The organism is Serratia montpellierensis (genome assembly GCF_020858655.1).
Lineage (GTDB): Bacteria > Pseudomonadota > Gammaproteobacteria > Enterobacterales > Enterobacteriaceae > Serratia > Serratia montpellierensis.
On record NZ_VOSN01000002.1, the window covers coordinates 554,663 to 568,293 of the forward strand.

Here is a 13,631-nt window from a genome sequence, read left to right on the forward strand (position 1 = left end):
GCAGCGTGCCGCCTCCGTGATGTTCCTTGTGCTGGTGCGCCGCCGCTCAATGGGGCGCTTCTTTTGATACTAGCAGCTTGGCCGGGCGCTTAAAACCGCACCTCCTGCGAGGCGCTGCGCATTTCCACGCGTCGGCCGCCGCGTCGCCTTGATAAATGCTACTATCGGGCGCATATACCTGAATTCGCGAGGGAGGAGTTATGAGTGAAAACCAACTGCGCCGGCTCAGCGCGCTGGTGGGGGAGAAACTGAAGGCCCAGGGCCGCTGGATCACCTGCGCGGAATCCTGCACCGGCGGCGGCATCGCCAAGGCCATTACCGATATTGCCGGCAGCTCCGCCTATTTCGATCGTGGTTTCGTCACCTACAGCAATGCGGCGAAGCATGATCTGCTGGGGGTAAGCGAAGCCACGCTGGCGGCGCACGGCGCGGTCAGCGAAGAGGTAGTGCGCGAGATGGCGATAGGGGCGCTGCGGGCGGCGCAGGCCGATCTGGCGCTGTCGGTGAGCGGCATCGCCGGCCCGGACGGCGGCAGCGCGGAAAAGCCGGTCGGCACCGTGTGGTTCGGCTTCGCCGGCAGCGATGGCCGGGGCCTGTCGCGCAAGATGCAATTCGAGGGCGACCGCGATGCGGTGCGGCTGCAGGCGACGATTTTCGCGCTGCAAACTGCCATCGACGAATTTTTGTAAATTAGGCTTGATACTGTATGACCATACAGTATAATTAGTGACATTTCCTGCACAACATACATTCAGTGGCAGTGTGGGGTAACACCGGCATTGCGAAACGAAGGAGCAAAAATGGCTATTGATGAGAACAAGCAAAAGGCGTTAGCTGCGGCACTGGGCCAGATTGAGAAACAGTTCGGCAAAGGCTCCATCATGCGCCTGGGTGAAGACCGCTCCATGGATGTGGAAACGATCTCCACCGGCTCACTGTCACTCGATATCGCTCTGGGCGCCGGCGGCCTGCCGATGGGCCGCATCGTCGAAATCTACGGCCCGGAATCGTCCGGTAAAACTACCCTGACGCTGCAGGTGATCGCCGCTGCGCAGCGCGAAGGCAAAACCTGTGCGTTCATCGATGCCGAGCATGCGCTGGATCCTATCTATGCGAAAAAGCTGGGCGTCGATATCGACAACCTGCTGTGCTCCCAGCCGGACACCGGCGAGCAGGCGCTGGAAATCTGTGATGCGCTGACCCGCTCCGGCGCGGTTGACGTCATCATCGTCGACTCCGTGGCGGCGCTGACGCCGAAGGCGGAAATCGAAGGTGAAATCGGCGATTCGCACATGGGCCTGGCGGCACGCATGATGAGCCAGGCGATGCGTAAGCTGGCCGGCAACCTGAAAAACGCCAATACCTTGCTGATCTTCATCAACCAGATCCGTATGAAAATTGGTGTGATGTTCGGCAACCCGGAAACCACGACCGGCGGTAACGCCCTGAAGTTCTACGCTTCGGTGCGTCTGGATATCCGCCGCATCGGCGCCATCAAAGAGGGCGACGAAGTGGTGGGCAGCGAAACCCGCGTGAAAGTGGTGAAGAACAAAATCGCTGCGCCGTTCAAGCAGGCTGAGTTCCAAATCATGTACGGCGAAGGCATCAACAGCCGTGGCGAGCTGGTCGATCTGGGCGTGAAGCACAAGATGATCGAAAAAGCCGGCGCCTGGTACAGCTATAACGGCGAGAAAATCGGTCAGGGCAAGGCGAACGCCTGTAACTTCCTGAAAGAAAACCCGGCTATCGCTGCCGAGCTGGATAAGAAGCTGCGCGATCTGCTGCTGCACAGCGGCGGTGAGCTGGTGGCTGCCTCCGGTGACGACTTCGAAGACGATGAAGCGGAAACCAGCGAGCAGTTCTAATCGCTGAAGATGTGCGCCGCCGTTCGTGTGGCGCATATCCCATAAATTCAGGCTTGAATGATGAATGACTTGCTAAGCCGCGCCATGCGCCTGCTGTCGCAACGCGATCATAGTGAAGCTGAACTGCGCCGCAAACTTGCGGCGCAGCCGTTTGTGGCGAAAGCCCGTTTTGGCGGTAAGAAGCCACATGCGCCGGCATCACCGCCGGTGGCTGAAGAGCCGGTGGATCCTGCGCTGATCGAGCAGGTTATCGCCTACTGTTATCAGCATAATTGGCTGGACGATAAGCGTTTCGCCCACAGCTACATTGGCAGCCGCAGCCGCAAAGGTTACGGTGCGCAGCGCATCCGCAGCGAACTGATGCAAAAGGGCGTCGACAAAGCGCTGGTGCAGGACGCGCTGGCGGAATGCGACATCGACTGGTGTGAACAGGCGAAACAGGTGGCGCAGCGAAAATTTGGCGATGCGTTGCCAACCGACTGGAAAGAGAAAGCCAAAGTGCAGCGCTATCTGCTCTATCGCGGCTTCTTCCAGGAAGAAATTCAGTCAATTTACCGTGATTTTGCGCAATGAGCGCACACGGGGTTTTACTTCCCTCTGAAGAAAATTTATCTTATCCCCACTTTTTGTTCGTGAGCTGGTTGTCATCGTCGGGATGACGCGTCACCGGCTCACGTGTCGTTATTCTAGCCTTTCCAGGAAAATTATGAGCAAGAGCACCGCTGAGATCCGTCAAGCGTTTCTCGATTTCTTTCATAGTAAGGGTCATCAGGTTGTAGCGAGCAGCTCCCTGGTGCCTAACAATGATCCGACATTGCTGTTTACCAATGCCGGCATGAACCAATTTAAGGATGTTTTCCTGGGGCTGGACAAACGCGCCTATTCCCGTGCCACCACCTCGCAGCGCTGCGTGCGCGCAGGCGGCAAGCATAACGACCTGGAAAACGTCGGTTATACCGCTCGTCACCACACCTTCTTTGAAATGCTGGGCAACTTCAGCTTCGGCGATTACTTCAAGCACGACGCGATCAGCTACGCGTGGGAACTGCTGACCGGTGAAAACTGGTTCAACCTGCCGAAAGAGCGACTGTGGGTCACCGTGTATGAAACCGATGACGAAGCGTTCGACATCTGGCAGAAGCAAATCGGCGTGCCGGCCGAGCGTATTATCCGCATCGGCGACAACAAGGGTGCGCCTTTCGCTTCCGATAACTTCTGGCAGATGGGCGACACCGGCCCATGCGGCCCGTGCACCGAGATTTTCTACGATCACGGCGATCACATCTGGGGCGGCCCTCCAGGCAGCCCGGAAGAAGACGGCGACCGCTACATCGAGATCTGGAACATCGTTTTCATGCAGTTCAACCGCCAGTCCGATGGCACCATGCTGCCGCTGCCGAAACCTTCGGTGGATACCGGTATGGGTCTGGAGCGCATCGCGGCGGTGTTGCAGCATGTGAACTCCAACTATGAAATCGATCTGTTCCGTACCCTGATCGCCGCCGTGGCAAAAGTGACCGGCGCGACCGATCTGGACAACAAATCCCTGCGCGTTATCGCCGACCATATCCGTTCCTGCGCCTTCCTGGTGTCGGACGGCGTGATCCCGTCTAACGAAAACCGCGGCTATGTGCTGCGCCGCATCATTCGCCGCGCGATCCGCCATGGCAACATGCTGGGCGCGAAAGACACCTTCTTCTATAAGCTGGTGGCACCACTGATTGAAGTGATGGGCCCGGCCGCCGACGAATTGAAACGCCAGCAATCGTTGGTGGAGCAGGTGCTGAAAACCGAAGAAGAGCAGTTTGCCCGCACGCTGGAGCGTGGTCTGGCGCTGTTGGACGAAGAGCTGGCCAAGCTGCAGGGCGATACCCTGGACGGCGAAACCGCTTTCCGTCTGTACGATACCTACGGTTTTCCGGTCGATCTGACCGCTGACGTCTGCCGCGAGCGTGGCCTGAAAGTCGATGAAGCGGGCTTTGAAGAAGCGATGGAAGCGCAGCGCCGCCGCGCGCGTGAATCCAGCGGCTTCGGCGCCGACTACAATAGCCTGATCCGCGTGGATGGCAGCAGCCAGTTCAACGGCTACGATCACGACGAGCAGCAGGCGATGGTCATCGCGCTGTTCCGCGACGGCCAGCCGGTCGATCAGATCAATGCCGGCGAAGAGGCGGTGGTGGTATTGGATGAGACGCCGTTTTACGGTGAATCCGGCGGCCAGGTCGGCGATAAAGGTGTACTGAAAGCCGCCGGCATAGAGTTTGTGGTCAACGACACCCAGAAATACGGTCAGGCTATCGGCCATCAAGGCAAGCTGGCGCAGGGCTCGCTGAAGCTGAACGATCGCGTAGATGCGCAGATCGACGCTGAGCGCCGCAACAGCATCCGTCTGAACCACTCCGCGACTCACCTGCTGCACGCTGCGCTGCGCCAAACGTTGGGCGATCACGTCGCGCAGAAAGGCTCGCTGGTTAACGACAAGTATCTGCGTTTCGACTTCTCGCATTTTGAAGCGATGAAGCCGGAACAAATCCGTGCGGTGGAAGATCTGGTGAACCAGCAGGTGCGTCGTAACCTGCCGGTGCAGACCGAGCTGATGGCGTTGGAAGATGCCAAAGAGAAGGGCGCGATGGCGCTGTTCGGCGAGAAGTACGATGACAACGTGCGCGTACTGACCATGGGCGACTTCTCCACCGAGCTGTGTGGCGGTACTCATGCCAGCCGCACTGGTGATATCGGTCTGTTCCGCATTCTGAGCGAGTCGGGCACCGCGGCGGGCATCCGTCGTATTGAAGCGGTGACCGGCGCAGGCGCTATCGCTACGCTGCACCAGCAAAGCGATTTGTTGCAAGACGTTGCACAGCTGGTTAAGGGCGACAGCAACACCCTGAGCGATAAAGTGCGCTCGGTGCTCGATCGCACCCGCGCGCTGGAAAAAGAACTGCAGCAGCTGAAAGATCAGCAGGCGGCGCAGGAAAGCGCGTCGTTGTCCAGCCAGGCAAAAGTGGTTAACGGCGTGAAGCTGTTGGTCAGCCAGTTGGACAATGTCGAAGCCAAAATGCTGCGCACCATGGTGGATGACCTGAAAAATCAATTGGGTTCGGCCATCATCGTGTTGGCAACGACGGCTGATGACAAAGTCAGCCTGGTTGCAGGCGTGACCAAGGATCTGACTGACCGCGTGAAAGCCGGCGAGTTGATCGGCAACGTGGCGCAGCAGGTAGGCGGCAAGGGCGGTGGTCGCCCGGATATGGCGATGGCGGGGGGGACGGATATCAACGCCCTGCCAGCGGCGTTAAACAGCGTAGAAGCCTGGGTGGCCTCGAAGCTGTGAACATAAATAAATAGCACGCACAAACGCCATAATACTTTGTTGATTATGGCGTTTTCATACTGTGCTAACACAATTTAGTTACAATTGCGGGAACAAAGTTTTTCAGGTCGGCTAAACTTACCATTATCTGAGGTGGGACCAAGTCTGCTTACACTTATTGTGGGTTGCGCGGCTTACGTTTTCACCACATATGATGGATAATGACGGGGAAACTGAGAGACCCGACTCTTTTAATCTTTCAAGGAGCAAAGAATGTTAATTCTGACTCGTCGAGTTGGTGAAACCCTCATGATTGGCGATGAGGTTACGGTCACTGTGCTAGGGGTAAAAGGCAACCAGGTGCGTATTGGTGTGAACGCCCCCAAAGAGGTTTCGGTTCACCGTGAAGAAATCTATCAGCGCATTCAGGCAGAGAAGTCTCAGCAGACGACTTACTGATTCCGAAGCAGCGTCTCGTTGCCAGACGAGACGCTACTGCATCGTTTTACCCACTTCTTTCGTTCTCCCCTCTCTTTTTCGTGATTATTTTCCCGGTTAGTTCCCTGCTTTGTTGCTACAGATGCTGCGGTTGCCTGTTGATAAAACGCCCTTTTTGCCGTGAAATCGCCCATGTTGGGTGCGAATTGTGCAAACGCGCATGAGTTGGGAAAAATTGTTTGACTTAAAAGTCGGAGAAAGTAATATGTGCGCCACGCAGTGCCGATGAGCTTCTCTAAAGCAAGTTAGGCACAATTCGAAAGAAGCGTATGGTGAGGTGGCCGAGAGGCTGAAGGCGCTCCCCTGCTAAGGGAGTATGCGGTCAAAAGCTGCATCCGGGGTTCGAATCCCCGCCTCACCGCCATTTGCATCCATAGCTCAGCTGGATAGAGTACTCGGCTACGAACCGAGCGGTCGGAGGTTCGAATCCTCCTGGATGCACCATTCTTTCCGTCATGCTTCGTTAGTGAAGCAGGCAAGCAGTAAAAAAATAGACATGCATCCATAGCTCAGCTGGATAGAGTACTCGGCTACGAACCGAGCGGTCGGAGGTTCGAATCCTCCTGGATGCACCATCTAAGAGAAACCCGCTTCGGCGGGTTTTTCGCTTTTCAACCTTTATCCATCTCCCCCTCTTTCCCCTTTGTGCCCGATTAGGCACAGCACATTCCGCTATGACGCAGTCAGCGACAACCCATCGGCTTTACGCTAAAGTAGTTTTCTTTCCTCAACGATCATGGAGTAACGATGTACGACCGCTATCAGGGTCTTATTTTCGACATGGACGGCACGATTCTGGACACCGAGCCAACGCACCGTAAAGCGTGGCATGAAGTGCTGTCCCGTTATGGCATGACGTTTGATGAAGCGGCCATGGTGGCGCTGAGCGGTTCACCGACCTGGCGTATCGCGCAGGCGATTATCGCCAGCCATCAGGCCGACCTCGATCCCCATCACCTGGCGGCGGAGAAAACCCGCGCGGTGGAAGCGATGCTGCTGGATAGCGTGCGTCCCTTGCCGCTGATCGAGGTGGTGAAGTCCTATCACGGCCGCCGTCCGATGGCGGTCGGTACCGGCAGCGAGCACCGCATGGCGGAAATGTTGCTGCGTCATCTCGGCCTGTTCAACTGCTTCGATGCGATCGTCGGTGCGGACGACGTACAGCGCCATAAACCGGAGCCGGACACCTTCTTGCGCTGTGCCGAACTGATCGGCGTGCCGCCGGAAAAATGCGTGGTGTTTGAAGATGCCGAGTTTGGCATTCAGGCGGCGAAAAGTGCCGGTATGGCTGTGGTAGACGTCCGCACGCTGTGAGTAGTACGCTAGCCGTAATATCGTTATTTGGCAGTAGCTTCCTCAGTGCGACGCTGCTGCCGGGAAATTCAGAAATCGTTCTGGTCGCCTTGCTGACCCAGAGTCGCGTCTCGCCGGAGTTGCTGGTATTGGCCGCGACCTTGGGCAACACGCTGGGTGGCTTGACCAATGTCATTATCGGGCGCCTGTTACCGGCGTTGAAACCACGGCGGGGGCTGGCAACGGCGCTCGGGTGGCTGCAACGCTTCGGCCCGGCTGCGCTGCTGCTCAGCTGGGTGCCGGTGGTGGGCGATTTGTTGTGCGTGTTGGCAGGTTGGCTGCGCATGCCCTGGGGCTCTGTCGCGCTGTTTCTGTGTATCGGAAAAGCGCTGCGTTACATCGTTTTGGCTATGATAACGGTACAGGGCATCGCCTGGTGGCAGTAACCAAGTGAATATAACTCAATATTCTCTCGGGTGCGGATTCAGTATGCTTACGAGTTATTGTTTTTAGAAGCGGGAGGTCAATTTGATCCCGGACGTATCACAGGCGCTTTCTTGGTTGGAAGCCCATCCCCAGGCATTAAAAGGTATTCGTCGCGGCATTGAGCGTGAAACGCTGCGGGTCACGCCGAACGGCACCTTGGCGACCACCGGGCATCCGGAAAAGTTGGGCGCGGCATTGACGCACCACTGGATCACCACGGATTTCGCCGAAGCGCTGTTAGAGTTCATTACGCCGGTTGATGACAATATCGACCACCTGCTGACGTTCCTGCGTGATATTCATCGTTACGTGGCGCGCAATATCGGCGATGAGCGCATGTGGCCGCTCAGCATGCCGTGCTTTATCGAAGCCGAGCAGGATATCGAGCTGGCGCAGTTCGGTTCGTCGAACATCGGCCGCATGAAGACGCTGTACCGCGAAGGGCTGAAGAATCGCTACGGCGCGCTAATGCAGACCATTTCCGGCGTGCACTACAACTTCTCGCTGCCGCTGGAGTTTTGGCAGGCCTGGGCCGGCGTACAGGACGCGGAAAGTGGTAAAGAGCAGATCTCGGCGGGGTATTTCCGCCTGATCCGCAACTATTATCGTTTCGGCTGGGTGATCCCCTATCTGTTCGGCGCATCGCCGGCCATTTGTTCTTCGTTCCTCAAAGGGCGCGAGACCAATCTGCCGTTCGAGCGCACCGAGCAGGGGATGTGCTACCTGCCGTACGCCACCTCGCTGCGTCTGAGCGACCTGGGTTACACCAACAAGTCGCAGAGCAATTTGGGCATCACCTTCAACGATTTACACAGCTATGTGGCCGGTCTGAAGCGGGCGATCGCGACGCCTTCCGAAGAGTTCGCCAAGCTGGGCGTGAAAGAGGGCGATCGCTACCTGCAACTGAACAGCAACGTGCTGCAAATCGAGAACGAGCTGTATGCGCCGATCCGACCGAAGCGCGTGACCCAAAGCGGCGAGACGCCGTCGGACGCGCTGCTGCGTGGCGGTATCGAATACATCGAAGTGCGTTCGCTGGATATCAACCCGTTCTCGCCGATCGGCGTGGACGCGGTGCAGGCGCGTTTCCTGGATCTGTTCCTGGTATGGTGCGCGCTGGCCGATGCGCCGGAGATGAGCAGCGATGAACTGCTGTGCACGCGCAAGAACTGGAACCGGGTGATTCTGGAAGGGCGTAAGCCGGGCCAGACCATCGGCATCGGCTGTGGCGCCAACCATGAATCGCTGGAAAAAGTGGGTAAGGCGCTGTTCGCCGATCTGCGGCGGGTGGCGGAAGTGTTGGACGGCGAAGCCGGCAATCGTCAATACCAGCAGGTGTGCGATGAGCTGGTCGCCGCGTTCGACGATCCTGAGCTGACCTTCTCCGCGCGCATTCTGAAGGCGATGAAGGCGGAAGGCACCGGGCGCGTCGGTCTGCAGCTGGCGGAGCAGTATCGCCAGACGTTGCTGGAAGAACCGTTGGAAATCCTGAACGAATCTGAGCTGGATAAAGAGCGGGAAGCCTCGTGGCAGCGCCAACGCGACATAGAAGCCAATGATACGCTAAGCTTTGAAGCGTTCCTGAAGCAAAACGGCGGAAGCTGAAAAAGAAAAAGGCCACATCAATGTGGCCAAATATGCATCTCTGATGACAGGGATGATGATAACAAATGCGCGTCTTTCACATACTCAGACTCGCAGGGTTGGAAAAGGTTTCCCGGTTAGGAAAAAAAGTTTCGAAATAAATGCTCTTTTACGAGGAGGTAGCGAAATGCCATTGCTGGATAGCTTTACCGTCGATCATACCCGTATGGCAGCTCCGGCTGTCCGCGTTGCGAAAACCATGAAAACGCCTCATGGCGATACCATCACGGTGTTTGATCTGCGCTTTTGCCGCCCGAACCTGGAAGTGATGCCCGAGCGCGGCATTCACACGCTGGAGCACCTGTTCGCCGGCTTTATGCGTGACCACCTGAACGGCCAGGGGGTGGAGATTATCGACATCTCCCCGATGGGCTGTCGTACCGGTTTCTACATGAGCCTGATCGGCGTGCCGGAAGAGCAGCGCGTAGCCGATGCGTGGAAAGCGGCGATGGCCGACGTGCTGAAAGTGACTGACCAGCGCAAAATCCCTGAGCTGAACGAATACCAGTGCGGCACTTACCATATGCACTCGCTGGAAGAAGCGCAGGAGATCGCCAAGCACATCCTGGATAACGACGTGGTGGTTAACCACAACGACGAGCTGGCGCTGCCGAAAGAGAAGCTGCAGGAACTGCATATCTAGCCGCGAGTTTCCCGCAGAGATAAAAAAAGACGCGATTTCGCGTCTTTTTTACTTTCTGGCCGGCGGTCAGTGATGGCCGACGCTGGACTGCAGCGAGGTGATCGGCGTGACCCGTACCTGTTTGATCATATTGCCCTGCACGTCGAGAATGTCGATATCGTAGTGGCCGATACGCACCCGGGTGCCGGTTTCAGGGATCTCTTCCAGCTCTTCGAGCAGCATGCCGTTGACGGTGCGGGCCTCGTTGGCAGGCAGGGTCCAGTTGAAGGCTTTGTTCAGCTCGCGCACGTTGGCGGTACCGTCGATCAAGACCGAGCCGTCGCTCTGCGGCGTGACCTCTTCCGCCAGCGTGGGTGACATCGAGGTGGTGAAGTCGCCGACGATCTCTTCGAGAATGTCTTCTACCGTGACCAGGCCCTGAATGTCGCCGTACTCGTCGACCACGATGCCGACCTTCTCCTTGTTGCGCTGGAACTTCACCAGCTGCACGTTGAGCGGCGTGCCTTCCGGCACGAAGTAGATTTCATCGGCGGCGCGCAGCAGGTTCTCTTTGTTGAACTCTTTTTTCTCGGTCATCAGGCGATAGGCTTCGCGCACGCGCAGCATGCCGATCGCGTCGTCCAGCGAGCTGCGATACAGCACGATGCGGCCGTGCGGCGAGTGGGTCAGCTGGCGCATGATCGACTTCCAGTCGTCGTTGACGTCGATGCCGACGATCTCGGTGCGCGGCACCATGATGTCGTTAACCGTCACCTTTTCCAGGTCCAGCACCGAGATCAGCATGTCCTGATTGCGGCGGGAGATTTGCGACTGGGATTCGCGCACGATGGTGCGCAGCTCATCCTTGCTGACGGCGTCGCTGATGCGCACGTTGGTGCGGATGCCGAACAGGCGCAAGGTCAGGCTGGTGATGCCGTTGAGCAGCCAGACCAGCGGGAACATCACCTTTTGCAATGGGGCCAGCAGGACGCTGCTGGGGAAGGCAATACGTTCCGGATAGAGGGCGGCGAAGGTCTTTGGCAGCACTTCGGCGAACAGCAGCACGGCGAAGGTCAGTATGCCGGTCGCGATCGCCACGCCGAGATCGCCATACAGCCGCATGCCGACGATGGTCGCCAGCGCCGAGGCGAGGATGTTGACCAGGTTGTTGCCGATCAGCACCAGGCCGATCAGCCGATCCGGTTTTTGCAGCAGCTTCTCCACCCGACGCGCCGAGCGGTTGCCCTGTTTGGACAGGTGACGCAGGCGATAACGGTTGAGCGTCATCATGCCGGTTTCGGAAGCGGAGAAGTAAGCGGAGACCACGATCATGATCACCAGGATAATGATGAGGGTCCCCGTCGACACATGCTCCAATGCAGTATTCCTTATAGAGAGGGAGAATTGGGCCGGGCTGGCTTAGCGCACCATCACCTGCTGAATCAGACGGCTGCCGAAGTAGGCGAGCGTCAGCAGGAAGGCGCCGGCGAAGCTGAACCAGACGACGCGGCGGCCGCGCCAGCCTTCATGGTAATGGCCCCACAACAGCACGATATACACGAACCAAGCCATGATCGACAGCACGGCTTTGTGCACGTTCTCTTTGCTGAACAGATTATCCATGTACAGCAGGCCGGTGCACAGGGTGAGCGTCAGCAGCACCACGCCGATCTGGGTGATATGGAACATCTTGCGCTCGATGCTCATCAGCGGCGGCATGTCGGCGCTGAAGGTCAGCTTCTTGTTTTTCAACAGGTAGTCGAGCCAGGCGAGCTGCAAGGCGTAGAGCGCGGCGATGATCAGGGTGGCGTAAGAGAATAGCGCCAGGCCGATATGCACCATCAATTCCGGGCTGGCTTCCAGGTGAGTAATGAACTCGCCGGGCATAAAGCTGGCGAAGGCCAGGTTGATCATCGCAAAGCTGTAGACGATCGGCAGCAGGAACCAGCCGCGATCGCGCGAGGCGACGAAGGTCATCACCGAGCAGATGATCAGGCTGACGATGGAACCAATGTTCAGCAGGCTGAGATTCTGCCCGGCGCTGACGTCAAAGATGCGCTGCTGCAGCGCGATGGCGTGGCAAATCAGCGCCACCACCGCCGAGACGAGGGCCAGTCGACGGTATGCGCTGTTCTTCCGCAACAAGCTGGGAATGATCAGTCCAAGGCTGAGCAGGTAGGCCATCAAAGCCACAATGGAGAAAACTGGCATAGCGTTTAATTTTGCTTCGGCGTGGTTAATAGGAGTGTCAGTATAACGTTGCGCGCGTTTCACTCCAACCTATCTCCAACGCTGAGGCAGAGATCCGCCGCGCTTCGTGTTATCATCGGCGCAATTGTGTCGCCGGAGCGGCCTGTCATTACACGTTGAGCATGAGACGATGTTTGAAAATTTAACCGATCGATTGTCGCGCACGTTGCGCAATATCAGCGGCCGCGGGCGGCTGACCGAAGAGAATATCAAGGAAACCCTGCGTGAAGTGCGTATGGCATTGCTGGAAGCGGACGTCGCGCTGCCGGTGGTGCGCGACTTCATCAACCGCGTCAAAGAGAGCGCGGTTGGCCATGAAGTCAACAAGAGCCTGACGCCGGGGCAGGAGTTCGTCAAGATCGTCAAGGGCGAGCTGATCGCCGCGATGGGCGAAGTCAACACCGAGCTGAATCTGGCGGCCCAGCCGCCGGCGGTGGTGCTGATGGCGGGCCTGCAGGGCGCCGGTAAAACCACCAGCGTCGGTAAGCTCGGCAAGTTCCTGAAAGAAAAACAGAAGAAGAAAGTGTTGGTGGTTTCCGCGGACGTTTATCGCCCGGCGGCGATCAAACAGCTGGAAACGCTGGCGGAAGGCGTCGGCATCGATTTCTTCCCGTCTGACGTCAAAGAAAAACCGATCGACATCGTCAATCGCGCGCTGCAACAGGCCAAGCTGAAGTTCTACGACGTACTGATCGTCGATACCGCCGGCCGTTTGCACGTTGACGAAGCGATGATGGATGAGATCAAACAGGTGCACGCGGCGATCAAGCCGGTGGAAACCCTGTTCGTGGTCGACGCCATGACCGGCCAGGACGCCGCCAATACCGCCAAGGCGTTTAACGAAGCGCTGCCGCTGACCGGCGTGGTGCTGACCAAGGTCGACGGCGACGCGCGCGGCGGTGCCGCGCTGTCCATCCGTCATATCACCGGCAAGCCGATCAAATTCCTCGGCGTGGGCGAGAAGACCGAAGCGCTGGAGCCGTTCCACCCGGATCGCGTGGCATCGCGCATCCTGGGCATGGGCGACGTGCTGTCGCTGATCGAAGATATCGAAAGCAAGGTCGACCGCGAGCAGGCGGAGAAACTGGCCAACAAGCTGAAAAAGGGCGACGGTTTCGATCTGACCGACTTCCTGGAGCAGCTCAAGCAGATGCGCAACATGGGCGGCATGGCCAACATGTTGAGCAAGCTGCCGGGCGCGGGCCAGCTGCCGGACAACGTCAAGTCGCAGATGGACGACAAAGTGCTGGTGCGCATGGAGGCGATCATCAACTCGATGACGCTGAAAGAGCGCGCCAAACCGGAAATCATCAAGGGCTCGCGCAAGCGCCGCATCGCGATGGGGGCCGGCATGCAGGTGCAGGACGTCAACCGCTTGCTGAAGCAGTTCGACGAAATGCAGCGTATGATGAAAAAGATGAAGAAAGGCGGTATGGCGAAGATGATGCGCGGCATGAAAGGTATGATGCCGCCGGGCTTCCCAGGCCGCTGATGGGCCTCCGCACGCCGAGTGCGGGCGCTTTCAGCATTCGCCGTTCGCGGTGAAAACCGCCCGAAATTTGACAGGCTGCAAAAGTTGTCCCCTGCGATCGACGCTTTAGATTGCTTTTTGCGCCAAAATGAGTAAAATTTTCGGGCTTTTTATATTGCAACCGGGCCC

Annotated in this window: 12 protein-coding genes and 3 tRNA genes; 13 read left to right on the top strand and 2 right to left on the bottom strand. The window is 57.8% G+C overall.

Annotated elements, in window-relative coordinates; translation table 11 throughout:
• The first annotated feature begins 200 nt into the window (after positions 1 to 200).
• The 12 genes from pncC to luxS all read left to right on the top strand — a co-directional run bounded on the left by pncC (position 201) and on the right by luxS (position 9,742).
• Positions 201 to 689, top strand: a complete 489-nt coding sequence (gene pncC / locus FUU19_RS03795; RefSeq protein WP_141970878.1) for a nicotinamide-nucleotide amidase — start codon at positions 201 to 203, stop codon at positions 687 to 689.
• Between the two features lie 111 nt (positions 690 to 800).
• Positions 801 to 1,865 carry a recombinase RecA gene (gene recA / locus FUU19_RS03800; protein WP_004932541.1) on the top strand — a complete coding sequence of 355 codons (1,065 nt, stop codon included), beginning with the start codon at positions 801 to 803 and terminating at the stop codon, positions 1,863 to 1,865.
• Between the two features lie 60 nt (positions 1,866 to 1,925).
• Complete coding sequence (gene recX, locus FUU19_RS03805; RefSeq protein ID WP_103829943.1) at positions 1,926 to 2,438, top strand: recombination regulator RecX; 513 nt, start codon at positions 1,926 to 1,928, stop codon at positions 2,436 to 2,438.
• Between the two features lie 133 nt (positions 2,439 to 2,571).
• Positions 2,572 to 5,199 carry an alanine--tRNA ligase gene (gene alaS / locus FUU19_RS03810; protein ID WP_141970876.1) on the top strand — a complete coding sequence of 876 codons (2,628 nt, stop codon included), beginning with the start codon at positions 2,572 to 2,574 and terminating at the stop codon, positions 5,197 to 5,199.
• Between the two features lie 252 nt (positions 5,200 to 5,451).
• Positions 5,452 to 5,637 (top strand): carbon storage regulator CsrA, encoded by a 186-nt coding sequence (csrA, locus tag FUU19_RS03815; protein ID WP_004091602.1) that lies wholly within the window; start codon positions 5,452 to 5,454, stop codon positions 5,635 to 5,637.
• Between the two features lie 310 nt (positions 5,638 to 5,947).
• Positions 5,948 to 6,040 (top strand) — tRNA-Ser (locus tag FUU19_RS03820).
• Between the two features lie 3 nt (positions 6,041 to 6,043).
• Positions 6,044 to 6,120 (top strand) — tRNA-Arg (locus FUU19_RS03825).
• 54 nt (positions 6,121 to 6,174) lie between these two features.
• A tRNA-Arg gene (locus FUU19_RS03830) sits at positions 6,175 to 6,251 on the top strand.
• A 172-nt stretch (positions 6,252 to 6,423) separates the two neighbouring features.
• Positions 6,424 to 6,990, top strand: a complete 567-nt coding sequence (yqaB, locus tag FUU19_RS03835) for a fructose-1-phosphate/6-phosphogluconate phosphatase (RefSeq protein ID WP_141970874.1) — start codon at positions 6,424 to 6,426, stop codon at positions 6,988 to 6,990.
• Positions 6,987 to 7,415: a YqaA family protein gene (locus FUU19_RS03840; RefSeq protein ID WP_202670025.1), complete on the top strand. Its 429-nt coding sequence runs from the start codon at positions 6,987 to 6,989 to the stop codon at positions 7,413 to 7,415. The genes yqaB and FUU19_RS03840 overlap by 4 nt, the downstream gene beginning before the upstream one ends.
• 82 nt (positions 7,416 to 7,497) lie before the next feature.
• A complete protein-coding gene (gene gshA, locus FUU19_RS03845) occupies positions 7,498 to 9,060 on the top strand; it encodes a glutamate--cysteine ligase (protein WP_230489628.1) in 1,563 nt (520 codons plus the stop codon).
• 166 nt (positions 9,061 to 9,226) lie between these two features.
• A complete protein-coding gene (gene luxS / locus FUU19_RS03850; RefSeq protein WP_019455133.1) occupies positions 9,227 to 9,742 on the top strand; it encodes an S-ribosylhomocysteine lyase in 516 nt (171 codons plus the stop codon).
• A gap of 66 nt (positions 9,743 to 9,808) precedes the next feature.
• On the opposite strand, the gene FUU19_RS03855 is transcribed toward luxS, so the two are convergent.
• Together FUU19_RS03855 and FUU19_RS03860 are read right to left on the bottom strand one after the other, a co-directional pair.
• A complete protein-coding gene (locus FUU19_RS03855) occupies positions 9,809 to 11,098 on the bottom strand; it encodes an HlyC/CorC family transporter (RefSeq protein ID WP_230489629.1) in 1,290 nt (429 codons plus the stop codon).
• A gap of 42 nt (positions 11,099 to 11,140) precedes the next feature.
• Positions 11,141 to 11,932, bottom strand: coding sequence for a cytochrome C assembly family protein (locus FUU19_RS03860; protein ID WP_004932506.1), 792 nt, complete (start codon positions 11,930 to 11,932; stop codon positions 11,141 to 11,143).
• A 169-nt stretch (positions 11,933 to 12,101) separates the two neighbouring features.
• Here FUU19_RS03860 and ffh point away from each other — a divergent pair, with 169 nt between their 5' ends.
• A complete protein-coding gene (ffh, locus tag FUU19_RS03865; protein ID WP_141970871.1) occupies positions 12,102 to 13,463 on the top strand; it encodes a signal recognition particle protein in 1,362 nt (453 codons plus the stop codon).
• The last annotated feature ends 168 nt before the right edge of the window (positions 13,464 to 13,631 follow it).